Annotated in this window: 13 protein-coding genes and 1 pseudogene; 7 read left to right on the top strand and 7 right to left on the bottom strand. The window is 62.8% G+C overall.

Annotation, left to right across the window (positions count from 1 at the left end; all coding sequences use genetic code 11):
• Nucleotides 1-21: 21 nt before the first annotated feature.
• Together CQ12_RS27445 and CQ12_RS27440 are read right to left on the bottom strand one after the other, a co-directional pair.
• Nucleotides 22-1,266, bottom strand: coding sequence for an efflux RND transporter periplasmic adaptor subunit (locus tag CQ12_RS27445; protein WP_057838411.1), 1,245 nt, complete (start codon nt 1,264-1,266; stop codon nt 22-24).
• A 144-nt stretch (nt 1,267-1,410) separates the two neighbouring features.
• A complete protein-coding gene (locus tag CQ12_RS27440) occupies nt 1,411-2,805 on the bottom strand; it encodes a CoA transferase (RefSeq protein ID WP_057838410.1) in 1,395 nt (464 codons plus the stop codon).
• Between the two features lie 163 nt (nt 2,806-2,968).
• Here CQ12_RS27440 and CQ12_RS27435 point away from each other — a divergent pair, with 163 nt between their 5' ends.
• The 6 genes from CQ12_RS27435 to CQ12_RS27400 all read left to right on the top strand — a co-directional run bounded on the left by CQ12_RS27435 (nt 2,969) and on the right by CQ12_RS27400 (nt 8,488).
• A complete protein-coding gene (locus tag CQ12_RS27435) occupies nt 2,969-3,256 on the top strand; it encodes a hypothetical protein (protein ID WP_057838409.1) in 288 nt (95 codons plus the stop codon).
• Nucleotides 3,257-4,054: 798 nt separating this feature from the next.
• Complete coding sequence (locus CQ12_RS27425) at nt 4,055-4,516, top strand: YybH family protein (RefSeq protein ID WP_057838407.1); 462 nt, start codon at nt 4,055-4,057, stop codon at nt 4,514-4,516.
• An 860-nt stretch (nt 4,517-5,376) separates the two neighbouring features.
• A complete protein-coding gene (locus CQ12_RS27415) occupies nt 5,377-6,147 on the top strand; it encodes an SDR family NAD(P)-dependent oxidoreductase (RefSeq protein WP_057838405.1) in 771 nt (256 codons plus the stop codon).
• 259 nt (nt 6,148-6,406) lie between these two features.
• A complete protein-coding gene (locus tag CQ12_RS27410; RefSeq protein WP_063799826.1) occupies nt 6,407-6,679 on the top strand; it encodes a PilZ domain-containing protein in 273 nt (90 codons plus the stop codon).
• Nucleotides 6,680-7,011: 332 nt separating this feature from the next.
• Entirely contained in the window at nt 7,012-7,929 is a 918-nt protein-coding gene (locus CQ12_RS27405) for a hypothetical protein (protein ID WP_057838403.1), read from the top strand.
• Nucleotides 7,930-8,020: 91 nt separating this feature from the next.
• Nucleotides 8,021-8,488 (top strand): MgtC/SapB family protein, encoded by a 468-nt coding sequence (locus CQ12_RS27400; RefSeq protein ID WP_057838402.1) that lies wholly within the window; start codon nt 8,021-8,023, stop codon nt 8,486-8,488.
• A 671-nt stretch (nt 8,489-9,159) separates the two neighbouring features.
• Here CQ12_RS27400 and CQ12_RS27390 read toward each other — a convergent pair.
• A complete protein-coding gene (locus CQ12_RS27390) occupies nt 9,160-10,173 on the bottom strand; it encodes an AraC family transcriptional regulator (RefSeq protein ID WP_057838400.1) in 1,014 nt (337 codons plus the stop codon).
• A 171-nt stretch (nt 10,174-10,344) separates the two neighbouring features.
• On the opposite strand from CQ12_RS27390, the gene CQ12_RS27385 reads away from it, so the two are divergent.
• On the top strand, nt 10,345-11,577 hold the full coding sequence (locus tag CQ12_RS27385; RefSeq protein WP_057838399.1) for an NAD(P)/FAD-dependent oxidoreductase: 1,233 nt from the start codon (nt 10,345-10,347) through the stop codon (nt 11,575-11,577).
• A gap of 86 nt (nt 11,578-11,663) precedes the next feature.
• Here CQ12_RS27385 and CQ12_RS27380 read toward each other — a convergent pair whose 3' ends face one another.
• From CQ12_RS27380 to CQ12_RS46765, 4 genes and pseudogenes are all read right to left on the bottom strand, one after another.
• Nucleotides 11,664-12,215 (bottom strand): hypothetical protein, encoded by a 552-nt coding sequence (locus CQ12_RS27380; protein ID WP_157088534.1) that lies wholly within the window; start codon nt 12,213-12,215, stop codon nt 11,664-11,666.
• Between the two features lie 328 nt (nt 12,216-12,543).
• A complete protein-coding gene (locus CQ12_RS27375) occupies nt 12,544-16,035 on the bottom strand; it encodes an error-prone DNA polymerase (RefSeq protein ID WP_057838397.1) in 3,492 nt (1,163 codons plus the stop codon).
• Complete coding sequence (locus CQ12_RS27370) at nt 16,032-17,720, bottom strand: Y-family DNA polymerase (protein WP_245310187.1); 1,689 nt, start codon at nt 17,718-17,720, stop codon at nt 16,032-16,034. Before CQ12_RS27370 ends, CQ12_RS27375 begins: the two co-directional genes overlap by 4 nt.
• Nucleotides 17,611-17,910 (bottom strand): annotated as a pseudogene (locus CQ12_RS46765) (DNA repair protein); the annotation flags it as partial. The pseudogene CQ12_RS46765 and the gene CQ12_RS27370, both read right to left, overlap by 110 nt.

Below are 17,910 nucleotides of genomic sequence, written 5' to 3'. Positions count from 1 at the left end.
ATCGAAGCTTTCAATGAGGGATCAGCTGCCGGAAGCGGCACGGTCGATGAACAAGGCGCCCTTGGTGACGATCTGCTCGCCGGGTTTCAGATTGCCGACGACTTCGACGAGGTCGCCATTGATGAGGCCGGGCTTGATCTGACGCAGTTCAATGGTCTTGTCCGGATGCGCGACCCAGATCCGGACCTGCTCGCCTTCATAGATCAGCGCCTGTTTCGGCACGCCGACCGCGGGACGGTCGCCCGCCGAATAGATCGTGACGTTGGCGAACATCTCCGGCTTCAGCGTACCGTTCTTGTTGTCGATGGTGGCGCGCACGAGCAGCCGCCGCGTCGCCGGATCGATCGCGGTGGCGACATAGTTGATCCGCGCCGACAGCGTGCGGCCCGGCAGCGCGAGCACGCTGAAACTCACCTCCTGCCCGATCGCGACGTTGGCGCAATCCGACTCGCGTACGAACGCCGTCATCCAGACGGTGGAGAGATCGCCGATCACATAGACGGGGTCGCTGGCGCCGGCGTTGACATACTGGCCGGGGCCGATCTTGCGTTGGACCACGGTGCCGCCGAGCGGCGCGAAGATGGTGATCTCGGGATTGATGCGGCCCTTCTCCTGGAAGGTCGCGATGTCGTCGTCGGTGAGGCCGAGAAGGCGCAGCTTGTTGCGTGCTGCCTGCACCGCCGTTTCCGACGAGCGCATGTCGTTCTGCGCCTGGATCAGCGTCGCCTGGCTCTGCTGATAATCCTTCAGCGGGACGGCCTTGCCCTCGAACAGGTCCTTGGCGCGCTGCCCCTGCAACTGCGCCAGGTCGAGCGCGGACTTCGCCTTGTTCATGGCGGTCATCGCCGCGATGAAATCGTTTTGCGCCTGAACGTTGTCGGCGGCCTCGATCACGAACAGCGGCTGGCCCTTGACGACGCTGTCGCCCGGCTTGGCCAGCAGCCTGGTGACGCGGCCCGCATAGGGCGAGAACACCGGCGTCGAGCGATCTTCATCGATCGCGATCTTGCCTTCGGTGACGTTCTCGGCGCGGAAGCCGCGTTCGGTGACGGGCTGAATGGTCAGGCTGGCCCATTCGGCGGGACTCGGCGTGTAACGCTGCAGGCCCTTGCGCGACTGGCTCGAGATTTCCGAATGCCCGCGCTTTGGAGCAGCGATCTGGGCGTAGCCATAGGCGCCTGCACCGACGAGGACCGCCAGGCCGATGGCCACGGTCAGCCGCTGCCGGGTAACGATCTGCAATCGCTTGGTAAACACCTTGAGCATCCGACCCGGAACCATTCAGCGACGTTTTGTCTCACTTTGCGCTAATAGGGCCCATTTGGCGTTTTAGACAACCTAAAAATCGAAAATCGGCCTGACGGGGAGGTTAAAGTTTGGAGAACCGAGGCGGACCGCCCGATCGTGGCCTCATTCGCGTGCCGGCCATTGCGGTGGATGGGTACCGAGCGGCATCGCCGGACGGGCCCAAAACGCCGGGGTTTTCAACAAGATCGCGGAATGCCGGACCGACCGCAGCGCACCAAAGCCTGAATCGACCTCCTCGATAAACGGCATCACCGCCTCCCCCGTAAGATCCCGGGTATCCAGTCCGCCGGCGACCCGCCCGAGATTCCACAGCCACCGTCCGGTCTGCGCCAGCGACACCTGGACGTGCCAACTGCCGCCTTCGTGCGCCTGGCGCGCTTTCGCCATCATGGCGCCGAACGCCATGAAGTAACCGGTGGCGTGGTCGAGCATCTGCGCCGGCAATTCCTTTGGACCATCGACGCCGGCGGCCTGCCCCTCGGCATGATTGAATCCGGTTGTGGTCTGCACCAGTGAGTCAAAACCGCGCCGCTCCGCCCACGGCCCGGCGGCACCATAGGCGGACAACGTGACATAAATGATACCGGGATTGATGCGCGCCGTTTCCTCCGGCGAGAAGCCGAGACTGGCCAGCGCGCGCGGCCGATAACCTTGCGAGAAGATGTCCGCTTCGGTCAGCAGTTCGCGCAGGGTCGCCCGCCCCTGCTCCGTCTTGAGCTCGACAAAACTCGTCAGCTTGCCGCGGCCGGTATCGATCGTGAGCCACGGAATCGCCGGCAGATCCGGCCCCGAGATCAGCAGCACATCGGCGCCGTGGGCCGCGAGCGTCCGTCCCGCCACGGGACCTGCGATGACGCGCGACAGATCGAGCGCGCGAACACCGGCGAGTGGCCGGTTGCCCGCCGGCCACGGCTTTGGCGCGGCCTCGCCGATTTTCGTGATCGAGACCAGCGGCAATGCAGCGAGTGCCCTGGCATGCGGCGTCGCCGACCATTGGTCATGGGAGCGCATGAAGGCGACGACGCCGCCGTTCGCGTAGGCTGCGGTCTCGAACGCCTCGCCGTCCCATTGCATCAGCGCGGCCTGCACCGCGTCACGCTCCGGCTTGCAGTTCAATACCTTGCAGACGGCGTCGCGATGGTGCGGAAAATTGGTGTGCAGCCGAACGAAGCCATCGCTGACCTTGTAGACACCGGCGATCGCGTCCCAGGCCGGTGGTGGCGGCTTGCCGTCGACGCGCAGATAACGCTCGCTCCGGCATTCGACCACGGCATGGCGCATGTCGACCGAGACGCCCTGCGCCTCTCCGCTGCGCATTTTCCAGATCTCGGCCGCGGCGAGCGCGCTCGCGGCAACGCTGACCTGCGCTGCGGCAGCGACGCGAAACGATGACGGCAATTGCGGCTCCTCGCCGGTCAATGTGAGGGCATCGAGCGAGGACGGATCGCCGCCGGCAGAAGTCCAGATATCGGCAAGGATTTCGCTGGGGCTTTGCATGAACGCGTCTCTTCCCTAACGTTTCGTCTCGAATATTCCAGTCAACGTAGCCCGGATGGAGCGCCAGCGAAATCCGGGAACGATCTTGCCACGCAGATCGCGCTTACCCGGATTGCGCTTCGCTTCATCCGGGCTACGCGTCCTCAACCCGGAAGGAGTTGCAATGGCGGCCATCGACCCCCTGACGGCGGGAGCCGTTTTCCTTGCGACCGCAGGGACCGACGCGGTCTATGTGATGTTCACTTCAGCGGTGGTGCACCGCAAGCGCGTGCCGGCGGCGACCTGGAGCAGCATCTGGTACGTGCTCTCGTCCTACGCCGTGATCAGCTACACCGACAATTGGGTCTATGTCGTGTTCGCCGCTATCGGCTCATGGGTCGGCGCCTATGCGACGATCACCTTTTTGCACCGACCGCCCGGCGGCCCGCCCGTTGGGGCGGCGCCGGAGTAGTGATGCGGGGATGGCGACGCAACACGAAAGCGGCTGCAAGACGCGGTAAGCGCCTGCCGCTGGATGCCATCCGCAGGGCGCGTGATACGCCGATCTGAAAGCTGGAGCCATCCTTCCGATGTTGGTCCTGTGGCACGCGCCGGTACAAGCCGCCGCTTCGCATGATCAAGCTGACCGAGCATCGCGAGATTACGCCGTACAAGTGGGGGCTTCCCGACGGGGAACGATAGGGGGCAAATACGAACAGTACCTAAATCACAGCTCATACGAGACGCGTCATTAGCTTCTCGATGTAGTCATTTACGGTATCGGCAAAGTCGGACTGAGAACTGGATGATCCGGCTGCGTTACGGTGAGCTTTCACTACCGATCGAACGCTTTCCAAGGCATCCCGTTGAAGGGGCACGGGCGTCACAGCCACCAGTTCGTTGATGGCATTCTCTGCCAGAGGGATACCGTTCGTCTTGGCCTCCGCGATTAGCGGCTGCAGAACGGAAGTGCATTTGTGTACGTTTTCCATCCGCCGAATATGCGCCCGGCCCCTCCGGTTTTCCAGCCACACAATGGTGACGTAAACACCATAAAGTCACGGCTGCTACTTAATTCCTTCGACGTAGTGCCGGACGAAGATACGGTGGTCTAGAGGCCCCCTGTGCCTGCTTGATCTGAACACTACGCTGGCGACCAAGACACAGCGGATAAAATTCCTTGAGCTAGGTCAAGTGCAAGGCCGGTCACGGAGGCGCAGCCTCACCCTCTCTCCATTTGAAGGAGGTATCAACAATAAGGAGTAACATTATGCGCACGTTCGGAGCTGTATGTTTCTCATTATTACTATCGGCAGTTCCTGCGACTGCATCAGATCAAAATCTCAAGGATGAATTCGGTAAGTTGACGGCAGCCTATGAGCAGCACTTCAACAAGAAGGATGCTGCCGGAATCACATCGCTTTTTGCGAAAGACTATTTGCGTGTGACCCAGAACGGAATTGAGAAAGACAACACCAAATATTACGAAGGTGCCTTCAAGAGAGGGGCGGATCATCTGGAAATCACAACCAACGCTATCCAGCCCCTGTCAGAGAATATGGTCATACGCACCGGCGAAGCCCACGTCACCGGCAAGACCGAGAAGGGTGATCCTATCAACTTGAATATTGTCTGGACGAGCGTTGATGTTCGTGAGAACGGGCAATGGAAGATCCGTATGCTGACGTCGGTTCCTAAACCGCCGCCGCCGCCGCAACAAGCAGCAAAGTAACTGAAGAAGAACTACCTCCAGCCGAGGAAAGCGGCGGTGCCAACCAGCACCGCCGTGCTTCCAAGCAGAATCAGCTTGTAGCTTGGACGAGCCGCAGCGACATCCGGGACCGCTCCACCACCGCCCCGGAAATCGCTTCGCGCGACTCCGCCAACTAGAAATGTCAACGCTGACTACGTCAGTAATCACTGTAGGACCGCAACTGCTCACGCCGTCGCCTGCTCGGCTCGCCGATGTTCGACTGAACGTCCCTGGAATTGGCTTGAACCTCGATGGATCGCCTTAGCTCCCTTAGTCGCAGCTCCCTGAACCGCCGATAGGCTTCTGAGCGCTCGCTCGATGGCGGAGTGTAGCTTTCGTTGACGCTCGCCTGAGCCTCGCTGGATTGTGCTCGCCTCAGCCGCATTTCCCTGAGCCGGCGCCAACTCTCCGCCGACATCCTGTTCGTTGGCGGCGTGTACGCCTCGCCTCTCTTGCACGCGGCGCGGCATTCGCTGTAGAAGCGCTCGGCTGCGCTGCGTGAGTCATTGCTCTGATGGTGCACACATTTCTTATGGCACGGATGGACCGTTTGGCTGGCACCAGCCGGATAGGAACCCCCTATAAGACTCATCCCTAAGAGCGTTGCCGCAAAAAAGTAGCGCATATCAAACCCTCTTTTTGTGACCGCAGTCGCCTCCATAGTGACACTGCGCGCGCTCGTATCTGGCGCATATGAACTAACTCACAAGTTGCAACCAACGGACCGCGCGAATGCGCCTGGTGCCTCGCAATGACGCTCGGGACGTTGGCGATTTGAGCTTTCGTCGTAACCGTCATGACCGCTACAGTGTGGCGGGATCAATCAAGGAAAAAACAAAATGGACTTGGGTTTGAAGGGCAGAAACGCCGTCGTGCTCGGCGGCACGCGGGGCATCGGGCGGGCGATTGCCGACACGCTGGCGGGCGAAGGCGCGGGCGTCGCGGTGTGCGCGCGCAATGTGGATCAGGTCGCGGCAACCATCACCGAGTTGAAGGCGCATGGCGGGCGCGCGATCGGCGCCTCTGTCGACGTCACCGATGCGGCCGCGCTGAAATCATGGATATCCGATACGGCCAACGAACTCGGCAGCATCGACATGCTGTTTTCCAATGCCGGGGCGATGGCGCAAGGCGGCGATCCCGCGTCATGGGAGCAGAATTTTCGGCTCGACGTGCTCGGCGCCGTCAACGCATTCGAGGCGGCGCGGCCGTTTCTCGAGGACAGCGGCGGAAAAACCGGCGACGCGGCCTTCGTCATCATCTCGTCGATCTCGGCCGCTCAGGCCGACGCCGCCAGCTCCTACGGCCCGATCAAGGCGGCGCTGATCCACATGGCCAAGGGACTGGCGCGGCAATACGCGGGCAAGAAAATCCGCGTCAACGTGGTGTCGCCGGGCACGGTCTATTTCAAGGGCGGCATCTGGAACATGGTCGAGCAGAACATGCCGAAGCGCTACCAGGACGCGCTGGCGCGCAACCCGACCGGCCGGATGGCGACGCCGCAGGAGATCGCCAACGCGGCCGTGTTCCTGGCGAGCCCTGTCTCCTCGTTCACGACCGGCTCGAACCTCGTCGTCGACGGCGCGATCTCGAACCGGGTGAATTTCTGAAGGGCACGCTGCGTAGGGTGGGCAAAGGCGCGCATGCGCCGTGCTCACCATTTGCAACGGCAATCCGGATAGACAGTGGTGGGCACGCTTCGCTTTGCCCACCCTACGCCCCGCCGCGGTTGCGAGAGGCGGACTTACAACTCACGAAGCAAACCGGGTCAATTTGAATCGATTAGCTAAGGGAACTTTACGAACTTGCATTCACTGTGATCAGTGCTTCGAAGACCCAGCCGACTGGGTCCAATGACGGATGGCCACGATGATTGTCGACGAGCAAAGGACAAAAGTGCAGCGCGAGCCGCGACGCCAGCTGCGCAAACGGCCGACATGGGTGACGACGGACAACGGGGTGACAAAGATCGAATGCATCGTCCTGGACGTCTCCCCGGGCGGCGCCAAGATCGCGACCGATGCTCCATTCGACGTCAGGGACAGCTTTGAATTGGCGCTGGTGCCCGAACATACCACGCGCCAGTCGTGCGAAGTGGTGTGGCGCCGCGGCAAGACGTACGGCGTGAAGTTTCTGTCCTGAAGCGCCTTCGGCCGCTCCTTCGAGGATGCGGCTGCTACCGTGGCCTTCATGGTTCGAGACGGCGCGTTGTGCCTCCTCACCATGAGGGGAGAGAGATACTCTGCGGCGCGCACTAAATCTGAGCTCCCGAGGCCAACCTAGAACCTCATCCTGAGGAGCGGCATATTTGCCGTGTCTCGAAGGATGCAGGCCCGGCTGTCACAATCGCGGCCCTCCGTGCGACCGGAGCGCCAGCCCCCCTCGCCGACATACTCTTGTCGTGATTCGGCTCGACATACGTGAATGTATTATTACATTCATATGTCAGTTCGATTACGGCGGAGCAGCAGCGAATGAGCTTGGAATGGCAGGCGCGGTCAGGTTCTCTGGCCTGGTCAAATCCCGTGTCCTGGTGGTGGGGCCTCTTGACGCTGGTGAGCGGCGTCAACATCGCCGTCTGGTTCGTCCTGTATCGCGAGCTTCCGATGCCGCCGGCAGGAGCCGTCGGCGGCATATCCGGCACCGGCGCCATGCTGCTGTTCTGCGCGGCCTATGTGTTCGGCTGCGCCTTCCGGTCGTTCCTGCCGCGCGCCGACGTGCAGCGGATCTGCCTGTTCGACACCTGGCTGTCGAGCGTCATGGTCGGACGTTCGGTGGCGACCGTCGCCGAGATCTGCTTCGTGGCGCAATGGGCCATCATCCTGCACCAGCTCGGCACCATGACCGGCGCGGAAACCGTGACGAATGTCGCGTGGGTGATCGTGCCGCTGATCCTGATCGCAGAATCCCTGTCATGGTATGCGGTGCTGACGAGGAATTATCTCGGCAACGCCATCGAGAACTCGCTATGGGCGGTGGCCTTCTTTGCCATTGGCGTCGCGCTCTGCCGCCTGCTGCCGGAATTCAACGGCGCGGTTCGCGCCGTCCTCGCCGTCGCCATCGCGGGCATTGCCGGCTTTCTGGCATTTCTCATGACGATCGACGTGCCGATGTATCTGAAGCGCTGGCGGACCGGCGATGCCGATGGCGACAAGCGCCTGACGCCGCGCGAGGGCCTGCGCGATGTCACTACGCGCTGGGTGGTGACGCACGACCTTCGCGAGTGGAAGGACGAGATTGCCTGGATGTCGCTTTATTTCAGCCTGGCGGTGTGGTCGAGCCTGGCGCTGTGCGTGTTCTATTCGCTGGAAAATCAGCTGCCGCAGTACCGGACCACGGCAGCGATCACGAGCGGCGCGCCGGGTACGACCGTCGCCGGCAACCCCAGGTAACACGACAGTCCCGCGCTGAAACTTTGTTCCGCCCTGCGGCGTTACCCGCATGTGTCGCGGGTAGCGGGGCTTTGTTTCAGAGGGGCGTGTTTTGGACCGATTTCAGATAGGTGTTCATTTTCTGACGCTGGCGGCGGCATTCGCGCTGGCCATCCCGATCGGCTGGGATCGCGAAAAGCGGGCGCGGAGTGCGGGCCTGCGTACCTTTCCGCTGGTCGCACTGGCAAGCTGCGGATTCGTACAGGCCAGCGAACAGCTGATGGTGAATTCTCCCGATGGCATGTCGAAGGTGATCGAAGGCGTGATCACCGGCATCGGCTTCATCGGCGGCGGCGCCATCCTCAAGCAGGGCACCACCGTGCAGGGCACGGCGACCGCCGCGAGCCTGTGGGCCACCGGCGCAATCGGCGTTTCCGTCGGGCTTGGCAGCTACGACGTCGCGGTCACGGTGGCGGTGTTCACGTTCCTGACGCTGCGACTTCTGACGCTGGTGAAGGAAGAAGACGACCTCGAGGACGGCGGGAAGCGCGAGCGCAAGAGCGAGACCAAGGCGGATTGAGCCAAGGTTCGATCGTACCGGGACTGGTCGCAGCAGAGATCACGCCACAGGAGCAGTCCGACGCATACGCCGCATTACGGTCACCGCACCGTGAGGATATTTCGTCGGCCGCGGACAGCATGAAGTATTCCACGTCTTGCGCGAAGCCATTTTTTCGGCCGAAGAAGACGTCCTGAAACGATGACGTCGTAAAGTGATCCCGTGATCAGACAGTGGTCGATCACGTGGACCCTCATCAACATGCTCTTACCGGCTGCAGGAGATGCGCAGGATCGCCCCGCTCACTGAAGCTTGATGAGGCGCGAGCAATCTGTCGCATCCGGCATTTGCCGGCTTGCGGTGAACCGCAATCAGGAATCATCTTGCCGGACCGGGATCGAAGGAGAAGGTCATGCAGCCATCGACAGACGATCTGCTGATACGCCAAATCAGTGCGCTAATATCCGCGACCGCCGATGCAGCGTCCACCAGCCGGGAACATGCCCCCTTCATCGAGGCACGGTTATACCAAGCCCTCGCCGCACACTGCGCCGAAAAGCAGAGGATCGCAGCCATGCTTGCGCGAAGCGGGATCGGCAGGACGCGAACGGGATTGATCTACTGGTAGATCGGAGCCCTGTAAATCCTGCGGATCGTCGGCGAAGCCGTCTCCGGGAGACTTTCGTTTCCCCTCACGCGGCGTCCGAGGGAATGCGCGCACCTCCAACCGGACGCGATGCTCTGGATGTGTCCCTGAATTGGCCCCTGAACTGTCCCGGCGGAGTGCCGAACTCTCGCTTGAACGCCCGATTGAACGCCGCCTCCGAGTCATAGCCGACCTCGGACGCCACCTGTATCACCGGCTCCCGCGTGGTTTGCAGCATCCGGGCGGCGAGTTGCAGCCGCCAGCGAGCGAGATAGGCCAGCGGCGGCTCGCCGAGAAACCGGGAAAACCTCTCGGCCAGGACCGAGCGTGAGACCGCAGTAGCGGTGGCCAGTTCCTCCACGGTCCAGTGATGACAGGGCTTTCGGTGCAGCAGCGCCAGTGCACCGCCGACAATTGGATCGCGCGCACCCGCAAGCCAGCCGGTCTGCTCCGCCGGCAGCGCCTCCATGTAGCGGCGAATGGTTTCGATGAAGAGCGCTTCCGCCATCTTGGAAAGCAGCACTGCTTGTCCCGGCCGAGGGGATTCAGCCTGGGAGACAAGATGGCGAACCGAACTTTCCAGCCATTCGCCGGCCGGGTCGCCGCGCAGGTTGATCTTGATCATCAGCGGCAGGCCGGCCAGGAACAGCCGATCGGCATGACGCTCGCAGCCGAAATAGCCGCAGACAAATTGGGTCAGTTCGCCGCCGCCGCCCAAGCGCATGGTCGTGAGATCACCCGCGAGATAGCTGCCGAGCGAGGCCCCGCTGTCCATGAAAGCCGATGGCGAGCCGTTCGAGACGGTATGGGCATCGCCGTGCGGAATGATCAGGATATCTCCCGCCGTGACGGGGATGTCCGCCTCGCCCGGAAAGCACACCACCGCCTTGCCGTGGGTGACCAGGTGATAGCTGACCAGCCGCTCGGTTCCGGGAGCAAGCACGTGGGCAACGTCTCGCAGATGCGGCACCCGGAACCCCCAGGGCGCGGTGCACTCTGCATGGTAGAAGATGGCGCCGGTCATGCGCACAGACGCCAGCGCCTCCGATAGAGCATCCATTGCCATGCTCCCGTCGACCAGTGGACCAGAATGACCTGCAAAGAACCACGGAGTTTCGGCAAAGTTGCGGCTTCGGCTTCCCGCTAGGCTCGCATGCCAGGGTCCAGCCAACGCGATCGGTCAGCCTGGCTGCCATGAACCGGCACGGAAGAACTTTGCAAGGAGATTCCGATGGGCAAGGCATTCGACGTCATCGTCATGGGCGCGCGCTGCGCCGGCTCGCCGACCGCGATGCTCTTGGCGCGCAAGGGTTACCGGGTGCTGGCGGTCGATCGCGCGTCATTCCCGAGCGACACCGTCTCAACGCATCTCGTGCATCCCCGCGCCGTGAATGCGCTGGCGCGATGGGGGCTGCTCGACCGGCTGATCGCGACCGGATGCCCGCCGATCCACACCTACGCCTTCGACTTCGGGGCCTTCACGATTGCCGGCGCTCCAGGCACGGACAAGGACGCCGTTGCCTACTGTCCGCGGCGGACAATCCTCGACAAGCTGCTGGTCGACGCAGTCGCCGAAGCCGGTGCGGAGGTCCGCCAGGGTTTCGTCGTCGAGGAGATCATGATCGAGGAGGATCGCGTCGTCGGCATCAAGGGGCGATCGAAGCACGGCGGCACGGTTACGGAATCTGCCGATGTCGTCGTGGGGGCCGACGGCCGGCACTCGATGCTGAGCGAGGCGGTGCACCCCGAGCACTACCGCGAGAAGCCGCCGCTATGCGCGGGTTACTACAGCTATTGGAGCGGGCTGCCCACCGACGGCCGCTTTGAGGTTTATATCCGCGACAGGCGCGCATTTGCGGCCATGCCGACGCATGATGATCTGACGCTCGTCATCGCCGGATGGCCTTACGCGGAATTTGCGGACAACAAGCGGGATATCGAGGGCCATTATCTGAAAGCCATCGAGCAGGCGCCGCACTTTGCCGCGCGGTTGCGGCGTGCAACGCGCGAAGCGCCATTCGCCGGCGCCGCGGTGCCAAACTACTTTTGCAAGCCTTACGGGCCCGGCTGGGCGCTCGCAGGCGACGCCGGCTATAACAGGGACTTCATAACCGCACAGGGAATTCTCGACGCCTTCCGCGACGCCGAACTTTGCGCCACGGCGATCGACCAATCATTGTCGGGCGCGCGGCCGTTCGAGGACGCCATGGCTGAGTACCAGCGCATCCGCGACGCGGACGTCGGCGCGATGTACGATTTCACCTGCGACCTCGCCACGCTCGAGCCGCCACCACCCGAGCTGCAACTGATCCTCGGCGCGGTCCACGGCAACCAGGCCGCCATGGACGGCTTTGCACGCCTGAACGCCGGGACGATATCGCCGACGGAATTTTTTGCGCCTGAGAATATCGAAGCGATCTTTGCCGCTGCGGCCACGGGAACTCAAAGGGCGAGCGCATCGTGATCGCAGCGTCAGCCCCGGAGGCAGGCGTGCCACAGACGGTGACCGTGGCAGATAGCTCAGCCGGAATGAGGCCGGCGCCCATCGCCTCATCCGGAAGCGCGTGCGCGCCGTCTCCGGATGAGCCACATCGCAAATCTGACGATCCAGTCCGGCGCTTTCAGGTAGCGCAATGTTTCAACCTGACCCTGGTCCTCGCGGTCTCGAAAGCTTGTATCGGAGAGATAGTCCCGATCCGTAGTGAACCACTCCAGTGTGCGTGCAATCTGCTCCTGTAAAGGACCGCTATCTGGCAGCTTTGCGAGACAGTTCAGTTCGCGCCGGAGACAGATCGCTTCGATTCGATAGCGGCTCTCCTCTTCATAGATGATTCCCCATCGTTCGAGCCTTGCATGAGTCGCTTCATGGACAATGGTGGAAGCTATCCCATCGAGCGTCATCTCCTCCTTGAGGAGGTAACGCTCATCAAGAATGCAAGCGTTCAATTCCCTTTCATAGTGCGCTTCAGCGCTTGGAATCAGATGCACCCATATCCGGTCGAGATTGCGGATGACGCGTAAATAGTTGAGCGGGTCGTGGTGCTTGATCAGTTGAAGCGCATCTTCGACGCGACGCAAGCCCGGATAAGGCTTATCTTCCATGGAGCCCACCCAGAGCCCGTCGACGTCTCTGTTCGTTGATAGCCAGAGCCAAATGAGGTCGGCGTAGGAGGGATTTCGGTCCGGCTTTTTTGCCACGACGAGACCGCGGGATTTTCGCGGCAATTCCAAGTACTGCAAGCGTCCCCCGCTATGTCAGGTCCGGCTCCGCGATGATCGTAAGCGGTCGTCTCTTTAAGGTTGTTTAGAACCTCAATTAAAATCATACCGATTGTAGCGACGAAGTACGTTCCGCAATATAGCCCCGCTCTCGCCCGGGCCCATCCTTCGCTCCTTCAGGATGAGGTCGTTGGGTGTGGCGGCCGCAATCTCAATGAAAATCCCGGGACGGCGGCAGGATGCGGACGTCGCGCGGGTGGCGGATTTTTTGTGCTGGTGTATCGGCGTGATCGCGGCGGTCGTCGTTGAGCGGTTCGACCAGCGCAGGACCCGCGGGCACCGGATGCTTGCGGCATAGCGCATCGTTGGCGAGGCCGATCAGGTCGTGGGAGCGGTCGAACATCCGCTGCGCCACCAGGTGCGTCACCTGCTCCGGGCTGCTCTGGATGTAACCCTCGACCAGGATCAGGCGCGCGCCCATCACCTCCTTGCGGTACTGCTCCATCACCTTGGGCCACACCACGATGTTGGCGATGCCGGTTTCATCCTCCAGCGTCATGAAGACGACGCCCTTGGCGCTGCCCGGCCGCTGCCGCACCAGCACCACGCCGGCGCAACTGACACGGCGCCTGTCGTTCCTGTGGTTGACGTCCTTGCAGGGAACGACGCGCTCTCTAGTGAACATCTCGCGCAGGAATTCCATCGGGTGGCCCTTCAGCGACAGGCGCACCGTCTGGTAATCGGCGACGACCTGCTCCGGCAGCGGCATCAGGGGCAGCGGCTTGGCATTCTCGTCAGGCTGCTCGCGGGCAACCGCGGCCTGGAACAGCGGCAGCGGCACGTCGTCGGGCAGCCGCCGTACCGTCCACAGCGCCGCGCGACGGTCCAGCCCGAGGGAGCGGAAGGCATCGGCATCCGCCAGCAGGATCAGCGCGCGTTTAGGCAGGCCGGTGTCGCGGGCGAATTCCTCCAGTGAGGTGAAGGGCCGGCGCTTGCGGGCGGCGACGATGCGGTCGGCCCAGTCTTGCTCTTTCCTCACATTGTCATTCCGGGGCGCTGCGATAGTAGCGAACTCTGATGTGCAATTGCACATCAGAGAATCTCGAGGTTCCACAATGCGCAATTGCGCATCGGGGTTCGTCGCTTGCGCGACGCCCCGGAACGACGACTGCATTTGCTTCAGCCGCTCCTCATCCTCGTCGAGCCAGTGAAAACCGTCGATCTGGCGGAAGCCCAAACGCACCGCGCAGTATTTGCCCTCGCCCTCCTCCAGCGTGTTCTGGGCAAAGCTAAAGGACACATCGATCTCGCGGACCTCGACGCCGTTCTTGCGGGCGTCGCCGACGATCTGCGCGGGGGCGTAGAAACCCATAGGCTGCGAATTGAGCAGGCCGCAGCAGAAGGCATCGGGGTGGTAATGCTTCAGCCATGACGAGACATAGACGAGCTGGGCGAAGCTTGCGGCGTGGCTTTCCGGAAAGCCGTAACTGCCAAAGCCCTTGATCTGGTCAAAGCAGCTTTTGGCAAATTCGGGATCGTAGCCGCGCGCGATCATGTTGCCGATCAGCTTGTCTTCGAACTTGCCGATGGTGCCGACATTGCGGAAGGTCGCCATCGCGCGGCGCAGACCATTGGCTTCCTCGGACGTGAAGTGGGCCGCCTCGATCGCGATCCGCATCGCCTGCTCCTGGAACAGTGGCACGCCGAGCGTCTTGTGCAGCACGCGATATAGTTCATCCGCCTTGCCGTGGGCGGGCGATGGCGAGGGATAGCTCACTTTTTCCTTGCCGTTTCGCCGCCGCAAGTATGGATGCACCATATCGCCCTGGATCGGGCCGGGCCGCACGATCGCAACCTCGATGACGAGATCGTAAAACGTCTTCGGCTTCAGGCGCGGCAACATGTTCATCTGCGCGCGGCTCTCGACCTGGAACACGCCGAGGGACTCTCCCCGCTGCAGCATTTTGAAAACATCATCGTTGTCGATCGCCTTGATGTCAGCCAACCCGTATCGCTCGCCCTTGTGGTCGGCGATCAGGTCAAAGCATTTGCGGATGCAGGTCAGCATGCCCAGCGCCAGCACGTCGACCTTCATCATGCTCAGCGCATCGACGTCGTCCTTGTCCCATTCGATGAAGGTGCGGTCGTCCATCGCGGCGTTGCCGATCGGCACATAGGTGTCGAGCCGGTCCTGCGTCAGCACATAACCGCCGACATGCTGCGACAGATGGCGGGGGAATTCGATCAGCTCGGTGGCAAGCTCGACGGCGAGTTCGACCATCGCATTCGCAGGGTCCAGCCCGGCTTGGCGGACCTGCATCTCGTTGAGGCCCTTGCCCCAGCTTCCCCACACGGTATCGGCCAGCGCCGCGGTGACATCCTCGGTCAGCCCCAGCGCCTTGCCGACGTCGCGGATCGCGCTGCGCGGGCGATAATGGATGACGGTGGCGATAACAGCGGCGCGGTGACGGCCGTAGCGGCGATAGACATATTGCATCACCTCCTCGCGCCGCGAATGCTCAAAATCGACGTCGATGTCGGGCGGCTCCAGCCGTTCCTTGGAGATGAAACGCTCGAACAGCAAATCGACCTTGGTCGGATCGACCGAGGTGACGCCGAGCACGTAGCAGACGGCGGAGTTCGCCGCCGAGCCCCGGCCCTGGCAAAGGATGTTCTGGCTGCGCGCATACTGCACGATGTCGTGCACGGTGAGGAAGTAATGCGCGTATTTGAGCTCGGCGATCAGATCGAGCTCCTTGCGCAAGGTGGCGCGCAGCGTGTCGTCGATCACGCCACCGAAATATTTGTCTACACCGGCCCAGGTCAGGTCTTCGAGATGCTGCTGCGCGGTCTTGCCCGGCGGCACCGGCTCGTCCGGATACTGGTATTTGAGCTGGTCGAGCGAAAACGAAATGCGGGAAGCAAAGCGCATAGTTTCGGTGATCGCCTCCGGCAGGTCGCGGAACAGCCGTGCCATTTCATGCGGCGGTTTCAGGTAGCGCTCGGCATTGGCTTCGAGCCGCCGGCCGATGGCATCGATGGTGGTCTTCTCGCGGATGCAGGTCAGCACGTCCTGCAGCCGGCGGCGGGCGGGATGGTGATAGAGCACCTCGTTGGTCGCGAGCAGCGGGACTTTGGCGGCGCGCGCGATGCGATGCAGCCCCGCCAGCCGTCGCTTGTCGTCGCCGCGGTAGAGCAGACTCGCGGCGAGCCAGACGCCGTCGGCGCGGCTCGCTTTCAGGCGCTGCAAAATTTCCTGCGCGCCTGCGGCGTCGAAGCGGTGCGGCAGCGAAAGCGCCAGAAGCTGGCCTTCGGCAAAGCCCAGGAGGTCATCAAATCTCAGATGGCACTCACCCTTTTCGATCCGCGTGATGTCGTCGCCGCGCTTGCCGCGGGTGAGCAGTTGGCACAGCCGGCCGTAAGCCGCGCGGTCGCGCGGATAGACCAGGATGTCAGGCGTGCCGTCGATGAAGACGATCCGCGCGCCGATCAGCAATTTTGGTTTGTGCGTGACCTCGGGATTGTCGAGTTCCTTGTACGCGCGGACCACGCCGGCCAGCGTGTTGTGATCGGCGATACCGATGGCGGGGATACCGAGTAGGCTTGCCTGATGCACATAGGCCCGCGGGTCCGAGCCGCCGCGCAGGAAGGAGAAATTGGTGGTGATGCCAATCTCGGCATAATTGGCGAGAGGGTTTTTCATGCGAACAGCCCGTGCACGAACCATCTGACCGAGCCGGGCTCGACTTCCGCATCCGCCGGTTCGCTTTCATAGAGCCCGTCGCGAAAGATCCAGAAGCGCAGGCCCGCTTCGTCCTCGATGCGGAAATAATCCCGCGTCGGGCCGTCGCCGTTTTGCTTCCACCATTCCATCGCGATGCGCTCGGGCCCCTCTACCCGCGCCACCGTGTGCGTCACGCGCCGCCAGGTGAATTGATGCGGCGGACCGTCGGGCACGGTCGCAAACGGCACTTTGATGGGCTCGGGTTTGTCGAACAGGCGCAAGGGACGCAGCGGCGGCTCGCTCTCGATACGTTCGGGCCATGCGGCCTGCGCGGCGGCCGCCAGATGATGCTGCGCTGCTACAGCCAGCACGGCGCTCTCGGGGATGTGTGTATCCTGCGGCAGATGCACGACGACGCGTTTTCCCCCGATGCGCGCGGCGATGCGGTCGATCAGCGCGGACAGTTCGTCATTGTCATGAACGTTGGCATCGAGGTCGCGCTGCTGCTGCACCACGATTTCAGTGCGGCTGGCGGAGAGGCGGATGAGATCGAAGCCGAAGCCGGGATCGAGGGGATCGTTGAGCGCATCGAGGCGCTCGCGAAACAGGCGGTCGATCACTTCCGGCTTCGTCACCGGACGTCCGGTGTCGACAGATATCGTACGCACCGCGCCATCGGTGCGGAAAAAACTCGCATCCAGCCGCCGCGCGCCCTTGCCCTGCCTGTCCATCGCCGTGACCAGCATCGCGGCCAGCGCGGAGAGATTCATCGCGATCACGGTGTCGGTGGTAACAGGATCGGGAAAGCGCTTTTCGACGATGTAATCCGGCAGCGGCTTTCGCGGACTGATCGGTGCATCGCCCTGCCCCAGCGCATGCGCCAACAGCGTCGTGAAGGACGCGCCGAACCGCGCGGTGATCTCGTGGGGTGCGCGCAAGGCGACGTCGCCGATGGTCTTCAACCCGGCGCGGCGCAGGCCGGCGGTGATGGCGTCACTCGCGCCGAGCGCGGATATCGGCAGCGGAGCGACGGCCTCGGCCTCCTCGCCATCGGCGACGATCTTTCCGGAGGCGTGGCGGGTCAGCGTGCGGGCGCAGATCGAGGTGGAAGCAATCGCGGCGCTGACGGCAAAGCCGCGCCGGCTGAGCGCACCGCTCACGATCTGCAGCAGCGCGCGCTCGCCGCCGAACAGATGGGTGCAACCGGTGATGTCGAGGAACAGACCGTAGGGCGGATCGAGCGCTACCAATGGCGTGAAGCGGTCGCACCAGTCGGCGATGTCATCGAGCGTCTTGCGGTCGGCGACTTCATCGGCGTCGAACACCGTCAATTCGGGGCAGATGGCGCGGGCATTGGCGAGCGGCAGGCCGATCGAGAGGCCGGCGCGGACGGCGGCCTCGTCGAGCGAATGGATCAGGATGGCGTTGTGCTGCTTGGCGACGACGATGGAGGGGTGCTTCACTTCTAAAGTAAGACTCCCGGCGAGACCCCCACCCCAACCCTCCCCCGCAAGCGGGAGAGGGAGCCGACCGGTCGTGTCGTTAGAATTTTGCTCACGCGCTGCGTCTGAAAGCGCTTTGCATCGCCGCTTGATGCGGTCGATGGGCAGGCGTGGCAGCCATAGGCTGAGGATACGCCGACGGTTCTCTGAACAGGCACTCATCACAATTCCATTCCATGATCCAGCGGCCGACCGGGCCATGACGGTTACGAACCAGCTGCGCGTCGAACACCGGCGCGCCCCAGGCGCTCCAAGGCGCCGCAGGCATTGAAGGCGATCCCGGCGGCGAATGCGCCGCGCGCACGATCCATCTGGTCTCCGCCGTCGAGGGCCGCGGCTCGGCTGCCATCCG

This window comes from Bradyrhizobium jicamae (genome assembly GCF_001440395.1).
GTDB lineage: Bacteria > Pseudomonadota > Alphaproteobacteria > Rhizobiales > Xanthobacteraceae > Bradyrhizobium > Bradyrhizobium jicamae.
Note: the sequence above shows the minus strand (reverse complement) of the source record. Positions and strands in the feature narration are given on the sequence as shown.